At 64.5% G+C, this 16,560-nt stretch carries 12 protein-coding genes; 5 read left to right on the top strand and 7 right to left on the bottom strand.

Annotation, left to right across the window (positions count from 1 at the left end; genetic code table 11):
* The first annotated feature begins 1 nt into the window (after nucleotide 1).
* Together AOQ71_RS09700 and AOQ71_RS09695 are read left to right on the top strand one after the other, a co-directional pair.
* Nucleotides 2-739 carry an ABC transporter ATP-binding protein gene (locus AOQ71_RS09700; protein WP_057745075.1) on the top strand — a complete coding sequence of 246 codons (738 nt, stop codon included), beginning with the start codon at nucleotides 2-4 and terminating at the stop codon, nucleotides 737-739.
* Complete coding sequence (locus AOQ71_RS09695; protein WP_057745071.1) at nucleotides 736-2,607, top strand: bifunctional sugar phosphate isomerase/epimerase/4-hydroxyphenylpyruvate dioxygenase family protein; 1,872 nt, start codon at nucleotides 736-738, stop codon at nucleotides 2,605-2,607. The genes AOQ71_RS09700 and AOQ71_RS09695 overlap by 4 nt, the downstream gene beginning before the upstream one ends.
* A 169-nt stretch (nucleotides 2,608-2,776) precedes the next feature.
* On the opposite strand, the gene AOQ71_RS09690 is transcribed toward AOQ71_RS09695, so the two are convergent.
* Nucleotides 2,777-3,949 carry an ABC transporter substrate-binding protein gene (locus AOQ71_RS09690; protein WP_057745068.1) on the bottom strand — a complete coding sequence of 391 codons (1,173 nt, stop codon included), beginning with the start codon at nucleotides 3,947-3,949 and terminating at the stop codon, nucleotides 2,777-2,779.
* A gap of 304 nt (nucleotides 3,950-4,253) precedes the next feature.
* On the opposite strand from AOQ71_RS09690, the gene AOQ71_RS09685 reads away from it, so the two are divergent.
* Nucleotides 4,254-5,516, top strand: a complete 1,263-nt coding sequence (locus AOQ71_RS09685) for an NAD(P)/FAD-dependent oxidoreductase (protein WP_057745065.1) — start codon at nucleotides 4,254-4,256, stop codon at nucleotides 5,514-5,516.
* Nucleotides 5,517-5,657: 141 nt separating this feature from the next.
* Here the strand turns inward: AOQ71_RS09685 and AOQ71_RS09680 are convergent, their stop codons facing one another.
* From AOQ71_RS09680 to AOQ71_RS09665, 4 genes are all read right to left on the bottom strand, one after another.
* Nucleotides 5,658-7,340 carry a tannase/feruloyl esterase family alpha/beta hydrolase gene (locus tag AOQ71_RS09680; RefSeq protein ID WP_057745061.1) on the bottom strand — a complete coding sequence of 561 codons (1,683 nt, stop codon included), beginning with the start codon at nucleotides 7,338-7,340 and terminating at the stop codon, nucleotides 5,658-5,660.
* Between the two features lie 94 nt (nucleotides 7,341-7,434).
* Entirely contained in the window at nucleotides 7,435-8,646 is a 1,212-nt protein-coding gene (locus AOQ71_RS09675) for an ABC transporter substrate-binding protein (RefSeq protein ID WP_057745424.1), read from the bottom strand.
* 51 nt (nucleotides 8,647-8,697) lie between these two features.
* Nucleotides 8,698-9,021, bottom strand: a complete 324-nt coding sequence (locus tag AOQ71_RS09670) for a 2Fe-2S iron-sulfur cluster-binding protein (RefSeq protein WP_057745058.1) — start codon at nucleotides 9,019-9,021, stop codon at nucleotides 8,698-8,700.
* 12 nt (nucleotides 9,022-9,033) lie between these two features.
* The gene (locus AOQ71_RS09665) at nucleotides 9,034-10,242 is read right to left on the bottom strand and encodes a cytochrome P450 (protein ID WP_057745055.1); all 1,209 of its coding nucleotides are present in this window, start codon (nucleotides 10,240-10,242) and stop codon (nucleotides 9,034-9,036) included.
* 83 nt (nucleotides 10,243-10,325) lie between these two features.
* Between AOQ71_RS09665 and AOQ71_RS09660 the strand changes: the two genes are divergently transcribed.
* A complete protein-coding gene (locus tag AOQ71_RS09660) occupies nucleotides 10,326-10,832 on the top strand; it encodes a MarR family winged helix-turn-helix transcriptional regulator (RefSeq protein ID WP_057745052.1) in 507 nt (168 codons plus the stop codon).
* A gap of 239 nt (nucleotides 10,833-11,071) precedes the next feature.
* Here AOQ71_RS09660 and AOQ71_RS09655 read toward each other — a convergent pair whose 3' ends face one another.
* Nucleotides 11,072-12,934: a feruloyl-CoA synthase gene (locus AOQ71_RS09655; RefSeq protein WP_057745049.1), complete on the bottom strand. Its 1,863-nt coding sequence runs from the start codon at nucleotides 12,932-12,934 to the stop codon at nucleotides 11,072-11,074.
* Between the two features lie 284 nt (nucleotides 12,935-13,218).
* Between AOQ71_RS09655 and atzF the strand changes: the two genes are divergently transcribed.
* The gene (atzF, locus tag AOQ71_RS09650; RefSeq protein WP_057745046.1) at nucleotides 13,219-15,039 is read left to right on the top strand and encodes an allophanate hydrolase; all 1,821 of its coding nucleotides are present in this window, start codon (nucleotides 13,219-13,221) and stop codon (nucleotides 15,037-15,039) included.
* A gap of 110 nt (nucleotides 15,040-15,149) precedes the next feature.
* Here atzF and AOQ71_RS09645 read toward each other — a convergent pair whose 3' ends face one another.
* Nucleotides 15,150-16,481, bottom strand: a complete 1,332-nt coding sequence (locus tag AOQ71_RS09645) for an IS1182 family transposase (protein ID WP_057742559.1) — start codon at nucleotides 16,479-16,481, stop codon at nucleotides 15,150-15,152.
* Nucleotides 16,482-16,560: the final 79 nt, after the last annotated feature.

Genomic DNA, 16,560 nt, shown 5'->3' with positions numbered 1-16,560 from the left:
CATGAGCGACCCGATCCTCTCGGTTCACAACCTCGTCGGCGGCTACGGCAAGATGACAATCTTGAATGGCACCACATTCTCGGTGCCGTCCGCGACCATCACCACGATCATCGGCCCCAACGGCGCCGGCAAGTCCACCGTGTTCAAGGCGATCTTCGGTCTCCTGAAGCTCCGCGAAGGCAAGATCAGCTTCGCAGGCCGCGACGTCACAAACTTGAATCAGCGCGCGCTGCTCAATGCCGGCATCTGCTACGTGCCGCAGGGCCGCAATATCTTTCCCGAGCTCTCGGTCCGCCACAATATCGAGCTCGGCGGCGTCGCCGCCGGCAAGGGCATCGATCTGCCGACGCGGATCGAGGCCGCCCTCGACCTGTTTCCGGCGCTGCGCCGCAAATCGGCCCAGCAGGCCTCGACCTTGTCCGGCGGCGAGCAGAAACAGCTCGAAATCGCTCGCTCGCTGCTGCTCGAGCCGAAGCTGGTACTGATCGACGAGCCCTCGATCGGGCTGTCGCCGCTGATGGTGCAGCAGACCTTCGATATCCTGAAGAATTTGCGCGACCGCGGCGTCACCATCCTGATGATCGAGCAGAACGCGCGCTCGGCGCTGGAAATTTCTGATATCGGCGTCGTGCTCGAGCTCGGCCAGACCCGCATGGTCGACAAGGCGCAGCGCATCCTGAACGACCCACGCATCGGCCAGCTCTTTCTCGGGGGCGCCATGGAGGAAACTACAGCATGAACAAACGCTCGATCGCCACCGTTTCCCTCTCGGGCGCCCTCGACGAAAAGCTGCGTGCCATCGCATCGGCAGGCTACGAGGCGGTCGAGATTTTTGAGAACGACCTGTTGTCGTTCGGTTCGAAGCCGCGCGACATCGCAAAGCTCTGCAAGGACCTCAATCTCGAGATCTGCGCCTACCAGCCGTTCCGTGATTTCGAGGGTATGCCGGAGCCGCAGCGCGCGCGCAACTTTGCCCGCGCCGAGCGCAAGTTCGAACTGATGCAGGAGCTCGGCACCGATCTCTTGCTAATTTGCTCCAACGTGTCCCCTCACTCGCTCGGCGGCATCGACCGCGCGGCCGACGATTTTCGCGAGCTCGGCGACCGCGCTGCCAAGCGGGGCCTGCGCGTCGGCTATGAGGCGCTGGCCTGGGGCCGGCACGTCAACGACTATCGCGATGCGTGGGAGATCGTGCGGCGTGCCGATCATCCCGCGATCGGCGTCATTCTCGACTCTTTTCACGCGCTGGCACCGGGCTTCCCGGTTCGCGCCATGGCCTCGATCCCCGGCGACAAGATCTTTCTGGTCCAGCTCGCCGACGCGCCGAAGCTCGAGCTCGACATCCTGTCATGGAGCCGGCACTTCCGCTCCTTCCCTGGCCAGGGGGATTTGCCGGTCGGCGAATTCATGCAGGCGATCGCCGCAACCGGTTACTCCGGGCCTTGGTCGCTGGAGATCTTCAACGACCAGTTCCGCGCCGGCTCCGCGGCACAGACCGCGGTCGACGGCCTGCGCTCGCTGATCCTGCTGCAGGACCAGCTCGCACCGGACTGGCCAAAGCTCGTCGGCGAGCCCCTGGCGCCGAAGCCCAAGAGCAGCGGCACCGGCTTCATCGAATTCGCCGTCAACGAAACCAAGGCCGGCGAGCTCGCGCGATTGTTTTCGCAGCTCGGCTTCCGCAAGACCGGCAAGCATCGCAGCAAAGCGGTGGAGCGCTGGTCGCAAGGCAAGGTCGAGCTCGTGATCAATTCCGAGACCGACGGCTTTGCGCATTCGCACTATGTCACGCACGGCCCCGGCGTGTGCGCCATCGCGCTCGACGTCGACAATGCCGGCCTTGCCATGCAGCGGGCCGAAACGCTGAAGGCGCGCACCTTCTACCAACCGGTCGGGCCGGGCGAGCTGGAGATCCCCGCGATCCACGGCGTCGGCGGCAGCCTGCTCTATTTCCTCGACCAGGCCGGCAAGAACTGGGACACGGATTTCGAGCCCGTCGCGAGCAACGCAAGCGCCGATGCGCTGATCGCGGTCGACCACATCGCGCAGTCGATGCCCTATGATGAGATGCTGTCCTGGCTACTGTTCTACACCGGCATTCTCGACCTCAAGCGGCTGCCGCAGATGGAGATCGCCGACCCCAGAGGCCTCGTGCAGAGCCAGGCCCTCATCAATGGCGACCAGAGCCTGCGCTTCGTCGTCAACGGCTCCTCCGCCAACCGCACGCTGCCGGCCCGCTTCATCTCGGAGTTTTTCGGCTCAGGCGTGCAGCACGTCGCCTTTGCGTGCGAGGATATCTTCGCCACCGTCGCGGCGATGCGCGCACGCGGCGCCGGCTTCCTGGATATCCCTGACAATTACTACGACGACATCGAAGCCAAATACGACCTCGTCCCCGATGTCATGGCCAAGCTCCGCGCCAATCACATCCTCTACGACCGCGAGGGCGACGGCGAATTCTTCCAGGTCTACACCCACATTTTCGACGAGCGCTTCTTCTTCGAGATCGTCGAGCGGCGGAGCTATCAAGGATTTGGTGCGCCCAATGCCGGCATCAGGCTCGCGGCGCAAGCGCGCGAGGTGCGGCCTGCGAGCATGCCGAGGGTGTAGGCTCTATCCACGCGTCATTGCGAGCGCAGCGAAGCAATCCAGAATCCCTCCTCGGAAAGACTCTGGATTGCTTCGCTGCGCTCGCAATGACGGCGGAGAGAGTCGTCTCCCCGCATCCGCCTTCGCCAAGCGCTTCGGCGAGCCAAGTGCGGGGAGAGGGAGAGAGCCCTCACTTCATCGGGCACTTGTCGTGGAAGCGGTCCTGATCGTTGGTGACGATGGTGGCGACGGTCTTCAGCGTGAGCTCGCCACCGGCGCCCTTCACCACGTCCTGCAGATAGAAGTTCTGGATCGGGATGTGGTTGTTGCCATATTTGAATGAACCGCGCAGCGACTTGAAGTTGGCCTTCTCCATCTCGGCCTTCATCGCGTCCTTCTTGGTCGTGTCACCGCCGACGGCGACCACCGCGCTGTTGATGAGCTGCGCCGCATCATAGGCCTGCGCGCCGTAATAGCTCGGCCGGGCATTCGGATATTTCGCGCGGTAGTCGGCAACGAACTTCTTGTTCTGCTCGTTCGGCAGATCGTTCACCCATTCCTGCGCGCCGGGCACACCGAACGCGTTCTCCTTCTGCAACGGCAGCGTCGTCTCGTCGACGGTGAAGGCGGTGTAGAGCGGCATGGTGCTCTTCATGCCGGCCTGGACGTATTGATTGAGGAACTGCGCGCCGGCCGCACCGGGATAGAACACGAAGATCGATTCGGCGCCGGAGGCACGGGCTTTCGCCAGCTCCGCAGAGAAGTCGAGCTGGCTCGGCCAGACAGTGTATTCCTCGCCCTTGATCTCGCCCTTGAACGTGCTCTTCAGGCCGGCGAGCATATCCTTGCCGGCGGCGTAGTTCGGGCCGATCAGAAACACGCTCTTGACCCCGTTCGCATTCATGTAAAGGCCCATGGCGGCCGGCGTCTGGTCGTTCTGCCAGGAGGTCGAGAACACGTAAGGGCTACACAGCTCGCCCGCGAGCTGCGAGGGACCCGCATTGGCCGAGATCAGAAAGGTCTGCGAATCCACCGCGGTCTTGAGCGAGGCGAGCAGCACGTTCGACCAGATGTAGCCGACCAGGAAATCGACCTTGTCGGACTGAACCAGCTTCTCGGTCTTCTGCTTGCCGACATCGGGCTTCTGGCCATCGTCCTCATAGATCACCTCGACCGGCTTGCCGCCCATCTTGCGTCCGAGATGATCGAGCGCGAGTTCGAACGAGTTGCGCATGTCGTTGCCGATCACGGCGGTCGGGCCGCTGAAGGTCGAGACGAAACCGATCTTGATGGTGTCGCCGGCGAATGCCGGATTTGCCAGCACCAGCGCCGCTGCGCCCGCCAGCCAGAATGCCGTCCTCATAACCACTCCCCTCCTTATTATTGATCCCCGGAAGACGGGGTGATCGCCGCCCCGGAGCCTGTCTCTATTGAACGCAAAATCTGTCGCGCCGCCAATGGCTCAGCCGCCGCCCCTGCACCATATTTCGCCCTAAATGGAGATGGCAAGAAATATAATTCTACTTACTTTGCCCGAGCCTGCGGCGCTTTTTCGCGGGGAATATCGATACGCCAAGCCTATTCCATCATTGATGACGGCTATTGGACCACGGCACCCAATCCGCACTTAAATAAGAGCGTGAAGAGGCAAGATTCGAGGGTGCATCATGGCCGCAAATCCCCATCGCGTCGTCATCGTCGGCGCCGGCTTCGGCGGGCTGGAGACGACCTACCGGCTTGCCGGCGCGCCGGTGGAGATCACGCTGATCGATCGCCGCAACCATCATCTGTTTCAGCCGCTGCTTTACCAGGTCGCAACCGCCTCGCTTGCGACCAGCGAGATCGCCTGGCCGATCCGTCATCTCATGCGCGATCGGCGCGAGGTGACGACGCTGTTCGCGACGGTGAGCGGCGTCGATAGCGCGCGCCGGTGCGTGCTGATCGACGATGGCAGCGAGGTGCCTTACGACACGCTGGTGCTCGCCACCGGCGCGCGTCACGCCTATTTCGGCCATGACGAGTGGGAGACATGGGCGCCGGGACTGAAGACGCTGGAAGACGCGACCACGCTGCGCCGTCACATCCTGGTGGCGTTCGAGCGCGCCGAGCGGGAGACTGATCCCGCGAAGCGCGCGGCGCGGCTGACCTTTGTCATCGTCGGCGCCGGCCCGACCGGCGTCGAGCTCGCCGGCACCATCGCCGAGATGGCGCATCACACCCTGCCGGCGGATTTCCGCAACATCGATACCCACAAGGCGCGCGTTGTGCTGATCGAAGCGGGCCCGCGCGTGCTGGCGGGCTTTCCCGACGATCTCTCGGCTTACGCGCAGGCCTCGCTGGAAAAGATCGGAGTCGAGGTTGTGCTCGGACAGGCCGTCACCGAGATCAACCGCGATGGTGTGGTCTTCGGCGGCAAGCTGCTGGAGGCCAAGACGCGAATCTGGGCCGCCGGCGTGCGCGCATCGCCCGCCGCCGAATGGCTGGGCGCGCCAAGCGATCGCGCCGGACGCGTGCAGGTCGCCGACGACCTCACCATTCCCGGCCATCCCGAAATCTTCGCGATCGGCGACACCGTCAACATCAACGCCTGGAACGGCAAGCCCGTGCCGGGCATCGCACCGGCGGCGAAGCAGCAGGGCAAGCATGTCGCCGCGACCATCAAGGCGCGGCTGCAGGGCGCGCCGACCGGCCCGTTCCGCTACAAGCACGCCGGCAGCCTTGCGCAGATCGGCAAGCGGCTCGCGGTGATCGACTTCGGCAAGGTCAAATTGCGCGGCACCATCGCGTGGTGGATCTGGGGCGTCGCCCACATCTATTTCCTGATCGGCCTCCGCCACCGCCTCAGCGTCGCGCTGAGCTGGCTGTGGATCTACGCGCGAGACCAGCGCGCGGCGCGGCTGATCACGCAGGGCAGCAGCAAGGTGGTGTAGGCAAGCTTCTCGTGTCCCGGACCCGGCGCGGCATGAAATGACGCGACGCAGAGCCGGGACCCGGAACCGTGGGCACGGCTCTGCAGCGCAGCGCTGCGCGCCGCGCTGGGTTCGGGCGAGCGCCTCCCGACGCGCGACGGGCTACGGCGCCTTGCAAACGAAATTCGCGGCGTCCTCGCTGTCGCCCTGCCCGGAATACGCGGCGTAGCTCGGATACGGGCACAGCGGCCGCGTCCGGCCCGGGCTCCAGGACGCGGGGACTTCCTTGTTGGCGGGATTGGCGGACGCAATGACGCGCTCGGGTGCCTTGCCCTTCTCGACCCAATCGATCAGCGCGGACAATGCATCGAACTTGTCGAGGGTAACGCCGCCGCCGCAATGCGTTTCACCGGGAATCGTGAACAGGCGCGCGACGCCGTCGGCGCGCCCCTGCAGGTTCTTGTTCAGCCGGTCGTACCAGCGGATGCTGTCGTTCACCGAGAACACCGGATCGGCCTGACCGTGATAGATCAGCATCTTGCCGCCGGACTTCTGGAGCGCGGCGAGCTTGGGATCATCGATGTCAGGCGGCGTCATGAAGTCCATGGCTGACTCCGTGAAGGTCGCGTCCTTGGTGAAAATCTTCGGCGCGTCCTTGTCGAAATCATAGGCCTTCAGTGCCTCGACCAGCTTCTCGTTGCTGCCCTCGACCACGACCGGCGGTGTCGAGAAGATGTAGTTCAGCGACGCTGCGCCCATGGTGGCGATGATCGGGTAATTGTTCCAGGGCGCGATGGGGCTCTCGACCTTCCAGGTGCGCCAATTGCCGGTGCCGATGCCGCCGTCGAGGGGCCAGTCGGAATAGAGCGCCTCACCTTTCGAATTCTTCGGCCCGGCGAGGCTCATCTTCAGGGCGTCGACCTTGGCTTCGGACAAACAGGCGCTATTCTGCCCCGGCGCGCAGACCAGGCTCTTGAGATCGAACGCCTTCTGACAGGCGGCGAGGTTGGCGGTCAGACCATCCTTGACGCCATCGAGCGCGTCGCAGGCCTCGGTGATGCGGGACGAAACGAGCTGGGCATCCTCCTTGGTGATGGACTTGCGCAGATCGGGATCAACTTTCAGGAAGGCCTGCACGTCCCAGGCGTGCTGGATCGCAGCGCGCGGCAGGTCGAAGCCAGGATTGCCGACGAGGAAACCGTCGTAATTTTCCGGCATGCGCGACGCCGCGACCATGGCGTGACGCCCGCCGTTCGAGCATCCCGCCATATAGGAGCGTTCCGGCTTGCGCCCGTAATGCAGGGCGATGATCTGCTTTGCAACCGGCGACAGCGTCATGTCGGCGGCATAGCCATAGTCGCGCCGCGCCTGCGGATCGAGGCCGAACGCCGCGCCCGCAGTCAGGCCCAGCGACTTGTTCGCGGGGTCGGAGCCGGAATGGCCACTATCCGACGACAGCACGGCAAAGCCGCGCGCCAATGGCACTGTCCCACCGGAGGCTAAGCCCTCGGGCAAGCTGCCGAGAGCGGGCACGACGACGCCGTCGTTACCGCCATTGACCTGATGCAGGAAGCGGCCGTTCCACTCGGCCGGCAATCGCAATTCGAACCCGATGGCATAGGACTTCCCGTCGGCTCCGGTCCGCCGGTTGGCAAGCCCCGTCAAGATGCAATGCTTGGGGAGACCGTTAGCCGCGTCCTGCGTTTTGGACCCGGTTATCTCGACGCTTGAGATACCGAGCGAAGCGGTGGTGACCGACGAGCAGGGCTCGCCGTCGGCGCGTGCCAGCGCGGTCGATCCCAGAAGCACGACCAGCACGGCGGCTGATATCAAGCAAGTCCTCATGGCGGACCTCCCTATTTAGTTATATACTATAATCATTACCTCCATTTCTTATTTTGGCAAGTGCCGCCGCACCGCATTGGAGGCACAAGACCGTTTACCTGGCCAGTTCGCATCCGCCTTCCGCCAACGGGCGGAACGCCTGGTCGGCGGCAATCGTCGAGACCAGCTTGTAATAGTCGTACGGATATTTCGACTCTTCCGGCTTCTTCACCTCGAACAGATACATCGGATGCACGACGCGGCCGTCCTGGCGAATCGTGGTGTCGCCGAACAACTTGTCCTTGCCCCTGAACTTCTTCATCTCGGGCACGACATCCTTGGCACTATCGCTGCCGGTGGCGGCGACCGCGTTGAGGTAGGCGAGTGTGGAGGCATAGACCCCGGCCTGGTTGCCGCTCGGCATCTTGCCGTTCATGCCGGGCCGGGCGGCAAAGCGTTTGGCGAACGCGCGGGTGTCGTCGTTCATGTCCCAGTAGAACGCTTCCATGAGCTGGAGGCCCTGCGCCACCTTGATGCCCATGCCGTGAACGTCGTTGATGAAGAGCAGGAAGGCGACGAGCTTCTGGCCGCTCTGCTGGATGGCGAATTCGGCGGCCTGCTTCACCGCGTTGATCGTGTCGCCGCCTGCATTGGCGAGCCCGATCACCTGCGCTTTCGAGCTTTGCGCCTGCAGCAGGAAGGAGGCGAAATCGGAGGTGCCGAGCGGATGCTTGGAGGAGCCCAGCACCTTGCCGCCGTGTCCCTCGATGTACTTCTGCGCCTCCGCCTCGATGCCCTTGCCGAGCGCGTAATCGACCGTGAGGAAATACCAGTCCTTGCCGCCGCGCGACATCATCGCCGCAGCGGTGGTGTTGCCGGTCGCCCAGGCATCGTTGACCCATTGGATGGTATTGGGCGAGCACGCCTTGCCGGTCAGATCGGAGCTCGCCGTCGATGACGCCAGGAAGGTCATGCGGCTGTCGCGCAGCAGCGTGTTGATGGAGAGGCCGACGGCCGAATTCGGCACGTCAACGATCGCGTCGACGCCCTCGACATCGAGCCATTTGCGCGCGATGGCATTGCCGACATCAGCTTTGTTCTGGTGATCGGCATAGACGATCTCGACCTTGATGCCTTTGCCGCCGCCGTTGAAATCCTCGGCCGCCATACGCGCGGCCTCGACGGAACCCATGCCGTTGGTGTCCTGGAAGATGCCAGAGATGTCGTTGAGCACGCCGACGCGTACGACATTCTCCGAGATCTCGGCGCTGGCCGCGCCACTGACCAGGCTCGCCACCAGAGCGAGTGTCCACTTCAGTCGCTTCATCATTCCCTCCCCTGATGTGCCGCGTTGGTCGTTGCCGCCGCGCTTGAAACGTCAGACCTGCCGCTCCGGCAGCTTCAGCACGAGTCCGTCGAGGTCTGGTGTGATCCTGATCTGGCAGGACAGCCGGCTGTTCGGGAGCCGCGCGGCCGCGGTGCCGTCGAGCAGCGCGTCCTCGTCCTCGGCCATCGCGGGCAGGCGGGCGATCCAGTTCTCGTCGACATAGACGTGACAGGTCGCGCACATCGCGTTGCCGCCGCATTCGGCCAGGATGCCGTCGAAGCCGTGGCGGGTGGCCACCTGCATAGCGCTCTCGCCGTCCGAGGTCTCGACGCGGTCGGACTTGCCGTCGGGATGGACAAAGCTGATCGTGGGCATCGAGGCTCCTTGTCAGGCCGGGGTGATGGCAACGGGCAGGCTGTCGAGCCCGCGCAGCGTGTTGTTGAAGCGGCGCTTCGGCTCGCTGGTAATCTCGATTTTCGCGATGCGCCGCGCCAGCGCCGTGAGCATCACCTCGCCCTCGAGGCGCGCCACGAGCTGGCCGACGCACATGTGGATGCCCGAGCCGAAGCCGACATGGCCGGAGGTGCGGCGGGTGATGTCATAGCTGTCGGGGTCGTCCCAGCGGCGGGGATCGCGATTTGCAGCGGCGAGGAACATCAGCACCTTCTCGCCTTCGCCGATTCTCGCACCTGAGAGTTCGACCTCACGGGTGGTGGTGCGGAAGAAGGTCTGCACCGGGCACTCGAAACGCACCGCCTCCTCGAAGGCGCCGCGCGCCAGCGAAAGATCCTCGCGCAGGCGCTGCCATTGCTCGGGGAAGCGCGCGAGACAATAGACGGCGGCGCCGATGCCGTTGACGGTCGTGTCGAGTCCGGCCGACAGCAGCGAGCGGACCAGCAGCGGCGCTTCGGTGGGCGTGATAGCACCCTCGTCGACCTGTGCGTGAATGCAGGCCCCAAAGCCGCCGGGTGCCAGGTTCTCGCGCTGGCACTGCTCGGCAACATAGGCCTGATGCGGCGCCGATCGTTCGATCGCCTCCTGGCGCAACCGGTTCGGGGGGCCGAAGGCGTTGAACACGACGCTCGCATAGGGGATGAGGTGCTCGCGGCCTTCGGGCTTCAGGCCGAGCGCATCTGGGAAGATCGAGAGCGGATAGGCTTCCGCAAGATCGGCGATCGCGTCGAAGCTGCGCTTCTCCAGCAGGACATCGACGCGCTCCTCCGCCGCCGCGGCAAAGCGGTCGCGCACCTGCTTCATTGCGGTCGGCGACAGCACTTTCGACAGCACGGCGCGGGTGCGGGTGTGCGCGGGCGGATCGGCCTCCAGGATCAAGCTCGGCGGCCGCCACGGCGTCTCCTTCTTGAAATCCGATAGGCCGACGCCGCGGCTGGAGCAGAAGGTCGCGGGATCGTTCAGAACGGCATGGACTTCGGCATAGCGCGCGACGCCATAGGCATTCCATTTGTCGAGATAGACCACCGGCCCCGCCTCCCTCAGCACCTCGTGCGTCGGATAGGGATCGGCGAAAAAGTCCATCGCGAAGGGATCGACGTCGAGATGCGGGACGCCCGATACGACGGAGCCGGATGTGCTCATTGAACGCCTCCCTCATTTTGATCTTGTGAAAGGGCGGCGCTTGCCATTAGGTCTGCGGGCCCCCCGCGAGTCACAAGGCCGATATGCCACCGTCTTCGACCAAAGCCCGCCACAAGCCCTCGCCCAGAGATGCGGGACCGACGCTCGATCTCGACCGTTACGTCCCGGCCTTCATCACCTTCATCGCCAACAAGCTCTCGAACAGCGCGACCGCGCTCTACCAGCGGGAGTTCGGCGTCAACGTCACGGAATGGCGGATCATGTCGCTGCTGGCGATCGAACCCGGAATTCCGGCCTCGCGCATCTGCCACGTCATTGGTTTCGACAAGGGCCCGGTGAGCCGAACGCTGGCGAGCCTGGAGAAGCGGGGATTGGTCTCGATCCGCACTGATCCGGACGATGGCCGAACCCACTCGATCGCGCTGACAGCGAAGGGGCGCGTGACCCATGACAAGGTGATCGTGGCCGCATTCGAGCGTGAGCGGCGGCTGTTGTCCTGCCTCAGCAAGGACGAACGCGAGGTGCTGATCGACCTGCTGCGCCGCCTGCACGAGAATCTCGGCGCCGTGACCGGCAGCACGGAGACCTGACAGCTCGCGCACCGGGCGCGATCCGGCGTCATCTCCTGGCATGCGCCTACGCTTGCCGACGACATCATTGCTGCCGCGCATTGTTCCCTCCGAGATCAAACGCGACGGTTCGCCCGCCGTCATTCCTGGTTCGGAATGGTTCGCACAAATTAGTTGCTAAGGCAACAAAATATTCGTGCAGCCTGTTGCGACAGGACGGCTGGCATATTTGGGCCTGGCGTCCGGGCACGCCAGCGACTCTAGCCGGTGAGCTCGCAGCCGATCCAATCCGCCGACGCATCGTCGTTCAGCCGCGCCACGGCGTCTGCGCGCCGCGTCAGCACGGCACGCTGATTGATGTAACCCTTGTCGGTGATCTCACCGCCATCGACCGAGGCCGGCTCGGCAAGCAGCAGCGCGCGCGTCGCGTGTCCGGACGAATTGGCGCTCTGCTGCCTCAGTTTGGCCAGGCCCTGCGCGATCGCAGACCGGACCTTGTCATGCGCCAGCACGTCGCTCACATCAGCAGTTTCGGGCAGGCCAGCATGCGCCCGGCACGCGGCGATATTCGGAAATAAGAGGAAGCGGACCTCGCTGCCGCCATCGCCTGACACCACGATGTCCTGTGCCAGCGGCGCCAGCGCGGCGATGCCGGCAAGGCGCAACGTGCCGACGCTGACCCAGGTGCCGGAGTTGAGCTTGAAATCCTCCGCGACGCGGCCGTCGAAGAACAGGCCGCGCTCGGGACGCTCAGGGTCCGCAAACTTCACGGCATCGCCGATGAGATAGAAGCCCTCTTCGTCAAATGCCTGCTTCGTCAGCTCCGGCGCTTTCCAATACCCAGGCGTGACGTTGGGACCGCGCACCCGTACCTCCAGCTTGTCGCCTGATTTGACGAGCTTGAGCTCCGTGCCAGGAATCGGCACGCCGATATTGCCGGAGCGCTCCGCGAGGAAATGACAATCGGTCGCCAACGGCGAGGTCTCCGTCGAGCCCCAGGCGGAGACCATCGGCAGCGCACGGCCGACGGTCTCGACGGAGAGCTGCGCGAGCGCCTCCCAGAGATTCTGCGGCAACGCAGCACCGGCATAGAAGGCGAACTTCACCTCGCCGAAGAAACGCCGGCGCAGCTCCTCGTCGCCACGTAGCGCCGCGATCAGCATGTCGAAGCCGCGCGGCACGTTGAAATAGACCGTCGGCATCACGCTTTTCAGATTGGCGAGCGACATTGAAAAAAGGCCGGGCACGGGCTTGCCGCCGTCGATATAGAGCGAGCCACCATTGCGCAGCACGAGATTGAAATTGTGGTTGGCGCCGAACGTGTGACTCCAGGGCAGCCAGTCGAGAATAACGAGGTCGCCTCCGCCTCGCTCAAGGAAGGTCCAGGTCTGCGCCTTGGCCTGCTGGCTCGAGGTCAGCATGCGCTGGGTGTTGATGACGGCCTTCGGCGCGCCCGTCGAGCCCGAGGTGAACAGGAATTTTGCGATCGTATCGGGCGTCACCGCGGCAAAGGCCTTCGCGACATCGGCAGATTCGGGGGTTGTCGTGACGACGCGGAAGGCAAGCGCATCAGCGTCGCCAGCATTGCCACTGATGATCTGCGCGGTGTGCAGTGGCTTGATCGCAGCGAGCGCAGCCGCGAACGGCTTGGTCCCGGAAACATAGATCGCGCCGGGCTCGAGCAGCGCGATCATGCTTTTCAGCTTGTCGAAATCCTTCGACATCAATGAATAGGCCGGCGAGATCGCCGCCGAGGGCACGCCGACATGCTGCGCGGCAAGCGCGAGCAGCGCATGGTCAACGCTATTGTCGGAGAGAATGACAATTGGGCGCTCCGCGCTGAACCCCTGCGCCAGAATCCACGACGCTGCCGCACGCACCCGCCGCAGGGCACCCGCGTAAGTCATGGTGGCCCAGGGCGTATCGGCGCCATCACGCTCGGCGAGGAAGATCCTGTCTGGCGCTTGCCGCGCCCACTGCTCCAGCCAGTCGCCGATGCAGCGCGCGCTGTCGCGCAAGGCATCCTGCGAGCGCAGCACGATGCTGCCGTCGCCGCGATGCTCGGCGACGGTCTTGGGCGTTGCGAACAGGCTCGAAGCGTCGCCGCGAAGGGCTGATGTCATGATTTTCCTCCTCGCCCGTATCCGGGATCGGTTGCGGCCTGGTTCCGGACGCTTTGACCATAATGTTCCGCACGGCAATTGTTGTCGTCAACAACACTGCTCATGATTTGGGCAGATGCCCGTTCCGGGGCGTCGGGACCGCGCCCCCATCGATCGGCAAAACATCCCACAACCCACTGATCTCGCGATAGTATCCGACACATCCAGCCTGCCCGGATTGTGTACACAATGGCACATCGCTTGCTTCATTCCGGGTGAAGACATGTTGCCGGAGTTTTGACGCCATGGGGGTAGAACTGGGGGCTGAGCAGCCTGAAACGATCGGCGCGATTGTGGCCGCACATCGCGCGGGCACGCTCACGCCGGCGCAAACCATGGCCCGGACCTATCAGCGCATCCGCGAGCACAACGATCCCGCCGTCTTCATCAGCCTGCGCGACGAGAAGGACGTGGTTGCCGAGGCCGACAAGCTGGCGGCGCGCGCGGATGCCGCCGGCTTGCCGCTCTATGGCATTCCCGTCGCTGTGAAGGACAATATCGACGCGCTGGGATTTCCGACCACGGCGGCGTGTCCGGCCTTCTCCTACATGCCGACGCATGACTCCACCGCGGTGGAGCGGCTGCGCGCCGCCGGCGCGATCATCATCGGCAAGACCAATCTCGACCAGTTCGCAACCGGCCTCGTCGGCGTGCGCTCGCCCTACGGCATTCCCAAGAATTCCATCCGCGAGGATCTCATTCCCGGCGGCTCGAGCTCGGGCTCGGCGACGGCCGTCGGCGCCGGGCTGGTGCCGCTGTCGCTCGGCACCGACACCGCCGGCAGCGGCCGCGTGCCGGCGATGCTCAACAACATCGTCGGGCTGAAGCCGAGCCTCGGCATGATCTCGACCGCGGGCCTGGTGCCGGCTTGCCGCACGCTCGACTGTATCTCGGTGTTTGCGCTGACGGTCGACGATGCCGCGCTCGCGCTCTCGGTGATGGCCGGCCCCGACCAGGCCGATCCGTTCTCGCGCGACCGGCCGTTAGAGCCGATCACCCCCTTCCCGACAAAGCTGCGCCTCGGTGTCCCGCGCAACGGGCAGCTGATCTTCTTTGGCGACAAGAAATCGGAAGCCGCTTACGCGGATGCGCTGAAGCGTTGGACCGCGCTCGGTGCGACCCTGGTCGAGTTCGACCTCGAGCCGTTCTACGAGACGGCGCGACTGCTCTATGAGGGGCCGTGGGTCGCCGAACGCTATCTCGTGATCAAGAATCTGCTGGCCTCTGCGCCCGATTCAATTCATCCCGTGACCCGCGAGATCACCGCGGCCGGGGCGCGGCTGACGGCGGCCGAGACGTTCTCCGCGCTTTATCGCCTCCAGGGGCTGCGCAAGATCGCCGAGCGCACGTTCGCCAACATCGACGCGCTGGTGCTGCCGACGGCGCCGACCGCCTACACGACCGCGCAGGTGTTGGCCAATCCGATCGAGCTCAACAGCCGGCTCGGCACCTACACCAATTTCGTCAACCTGCTCGATCTCTGCGGTCTCGCCGTGCCGGCATCGATGCGCGCGGACGGCGTTCCGTTCGGCATCACGCTGCTGGCGCCGGCAGGGCGCGATGGGATGCTCGCAAGCATCGGCCGCATCTTCCATGCGGATACAAAGCTGACCGTTGGCGCGAAGGGCGTGGCGCAGGCGCCGCTTGCGACCCTTCCCACAAACAGCAGCGACGAGATTCCGATTGCCGTCGTCGGCGCACATCTCTCCGGCATGGCGCTGAACGGGGAGTTGAAGGCGCTAAATGCGAAGCTGATCGAGGTGACCAGCACCGCACCGGACTACGAGCTCTATGCGCTTGCGACCACGCCGCCGAAGCCCGGCATGTTGCGCGTCGCGGCCGGCAAGGGCGCATCGATCGAGCTCGAAATCTGGACGTTGTCGCCGTCGGCGTTCGGCAAGTTCGTGAATGCGATTCCGGCGCCGATGGCGATCGGGACGGTGCGGCTGGCCGACGGCAGAAGCGTGAAGGGATTTCTCGTCGAACCGGAAGTGCTGGGCGAGGCGCGCGATATCACGGCGTATGGGGGCTGGCGGAAGTTCATGGCGGAAGCCGCCACGGCGTAGGTCTCGTAGAGCCTGTGAGTCATTTCCGCATTCGATATTAAAGAGTGGGTAGCGCCCGCGCTGATGTCGGGGGCCGTCGATGTCGAACCGCCGGGGGATGGCTGTGCTGTCTATGCTTTTGCCAGTTGGTGTCCTTGCAGGATGTTGTTGGTGAGGGCGTACCAGAGCACGACGGCACGGACCTTCTCGATGCCGCGCACGGTCAATTGCCTGAGGTCCCAGTTCCGCCACCGGGCATGGATGCATTCGCAGATCGTGCGGGCTTTGTACTGTGCCTTGCCGGCTTCGCTGGCCATGCGGGCCCGCCAGGCCGCGACGCCAGGACCGTCGCTGCTCCGAGGTAAAAAGGGATCGACACCGCTCCTGGAGTTGGGCGGAGGACAGTAGACCTCGACGCCTTCACCGTGCGCCCATTCGATGTCCTCGCCGCTGCAGAACCCGCCATCGGCGAGGTAGCGACGCGGCAAGCGCTTCAGCCGAGTGCGCGTTCGCTCCAGCATCGGCCGCATCAAGCCGCGATCTGATCCGTTGTTGTCGATGTCGACCGTGACCACGATCAGTTCGCCGGCCGCGCTGGCCACCTGCACATTGTAGGCGGGGCGGAAGCCGGCATCTGCCATCTTCATCACCCTTGCCTGCGGGTCGGTGGTGGAGGCCCGGGGCTCCTTCGGCTTTTTGCCATTGCCGCCTTTTTCGTCGAGTTGCTTGCGCTTCCGCTTGATCTCGTCCAAAGCCCTCTGCGCAGCCTGCACCCGCTCACTGCGTTCGCGTGCCGCGCGCTCTCTGGCCGCCCTGATACGCCGGCTGCTGGCTTCCGGATCCGCATCGACCTCGCGCTTGAGCTCTTCCACCACAGCCTTCGCTTGGGCCATCTGCCGGCCGAGCGTTGCCTCCCGCCGGAACGAGCCGGCCCCCGCATTCGCCCGTATCCGCACCCCGTCCTGGGTCAGCTTCTCCAGATCAATCAGCCCTGCCTCATTCAGAGCCACCAGATGTTCGACCAGCAAACGGTCCAGCAGGTCCGCGCAGCCGACCCGGAAATCCGACAGTGTGTGATAGTTCAAAGACACGCCGCCGCAGAGCCAGCGGTAGACGTCGTGACTGTCGCAGAGCCGATCCAACGCCCGCGCGCTGCCAACGCCATCGCTCGTGGCGTACAGCCAAAGCGCCAGCAGCAGCCGGGGTGATGGCGCCGGATGGCCCGGCCTGTTTTCCCGTGCCTTAACCCGATCTTCCAGCTCGCTCAGGTCGAGCCCCTCGACATAAGCCCAGATCACCCGGGCCAGATGATCCTGCCCGATCAGGCTGTCGATATCGACCGCCCGCAATTCGACCTGATTGCGCACGGGCTCGCGCAGCCGAGGTGCACCCCGCGGCACCGCTTCGGTTCGTGGCGCCGACTGATCCGGCAATTCGCCAAAAAGTCCCTCGTCAGCCATCATCCTCTCCAGCAGATCAGTCTGCCTAGAGAATCACATTCGCCCGACACGCGGTACAAAAGATTCACAGTCTCGTAGGGTG

Origin of the sequence: Bradyrhizobium manausense (assembly GCF_001440035.1) — a bacterium.
Taxonomy (GTDB): Bacteria; Pseudomonadota; Alphaproteobacteria; order Rhizobiales; family Xanthobacteraceae; genus Bradyrhizobium; species Bradyrhizobium manausense.
Note: the sequence above shows the minus strand (reverse complement) of the source record. Positions and strands in the feature narration are given on the sequence as shown.

Bases quoted from the DNA above. Each gene is read 5' to 3' on its own strand.
- AOQ71_RS09655 (WP_057745049.1), bottom strand. From the start codon at position 12,934: ATGACATCAGCCCTTCGCGGCGACGCTTCGAGCCTGTTCGCAACGCCC.
- atzF (WP_057745046.1), top strand. From the start codon at position 13,219: ATGGGGGTAGAACTGGGGGCTGAGCAGCCTGAAACGATCGGCGCGATT.
- AOQ71_RS09700 (WP_057745075.1), top strand. From the start codon at position 2: ATGAGCGACCCGATCCTCTCGGTTCACAACCTCGTCGGCGGCTACGGC.
- AOQ71_RS09685 (WP_057745065.1), top strand. From the start codon at position 4,254: ATGGCCGCAAATCCCCATCGCGTCGTCATCGTCGGCGCCGGCTTCGGC.
- AOQ71_RS09695 (WP_057745071.1), top strand. From the start codon at position 736: ATGAACAAACGCTCGATCGCCACCGTTTCCCTCTCGGGCGCCCTCGAC.
- AOQ71_RS09675 (WP_057745424.1), bottom strand. From the start codon at position 8,646: ATGAAGCGACTGAAGTGGACACTCGCTCTGGTGGCGAGCCTGGTCAGT.
- AOQ71_RS09670 (WP_057745058.1), bottom strand. From the start codon at position 9,021: ATGCCCACGATCAGCTTTGTCCATCCCGACGGCAAGTCCGACCGCGTC.
- AOQ71_RS09680 (WP_057745061.1), bottom strand. From the start codon at position 7,340: ATGAGGACTTGCTTGATATCAGCCGCCGTGCTGGTCGTGCTTCTGGGA.
- AOQ71_RS09645 (WP_057742559.1), bottom strand. From the start codon at position 16,481: ATGATGGCTGACGAGGGACTTTTTGGCGAATTGCCGGATCAGTCGGCG.
- AOQ71_RS09665 (WP_057745055.1), bottom strand. From the start codon at position 10,242: ATGAGCACATCCGGCTCCGTCGTATCGGGCGTCCCGCATCTCGACGTC.
- AOQ71_RS09690 (WP_057745068.1), bottom strand. From the start codon at position 3,949: ATGAGGACGGCATTCTGGCTGGCGGGCGCAGCGGCGCTGGTGCTGGCA.
- AOQ71_RS09660 (WP_057745052.1), top strand. From the start codon at position 10,326: ATGCCACCGTCTTCGACCAAAGCCCGCCACAAGCCCTCGCCCAGAGAT.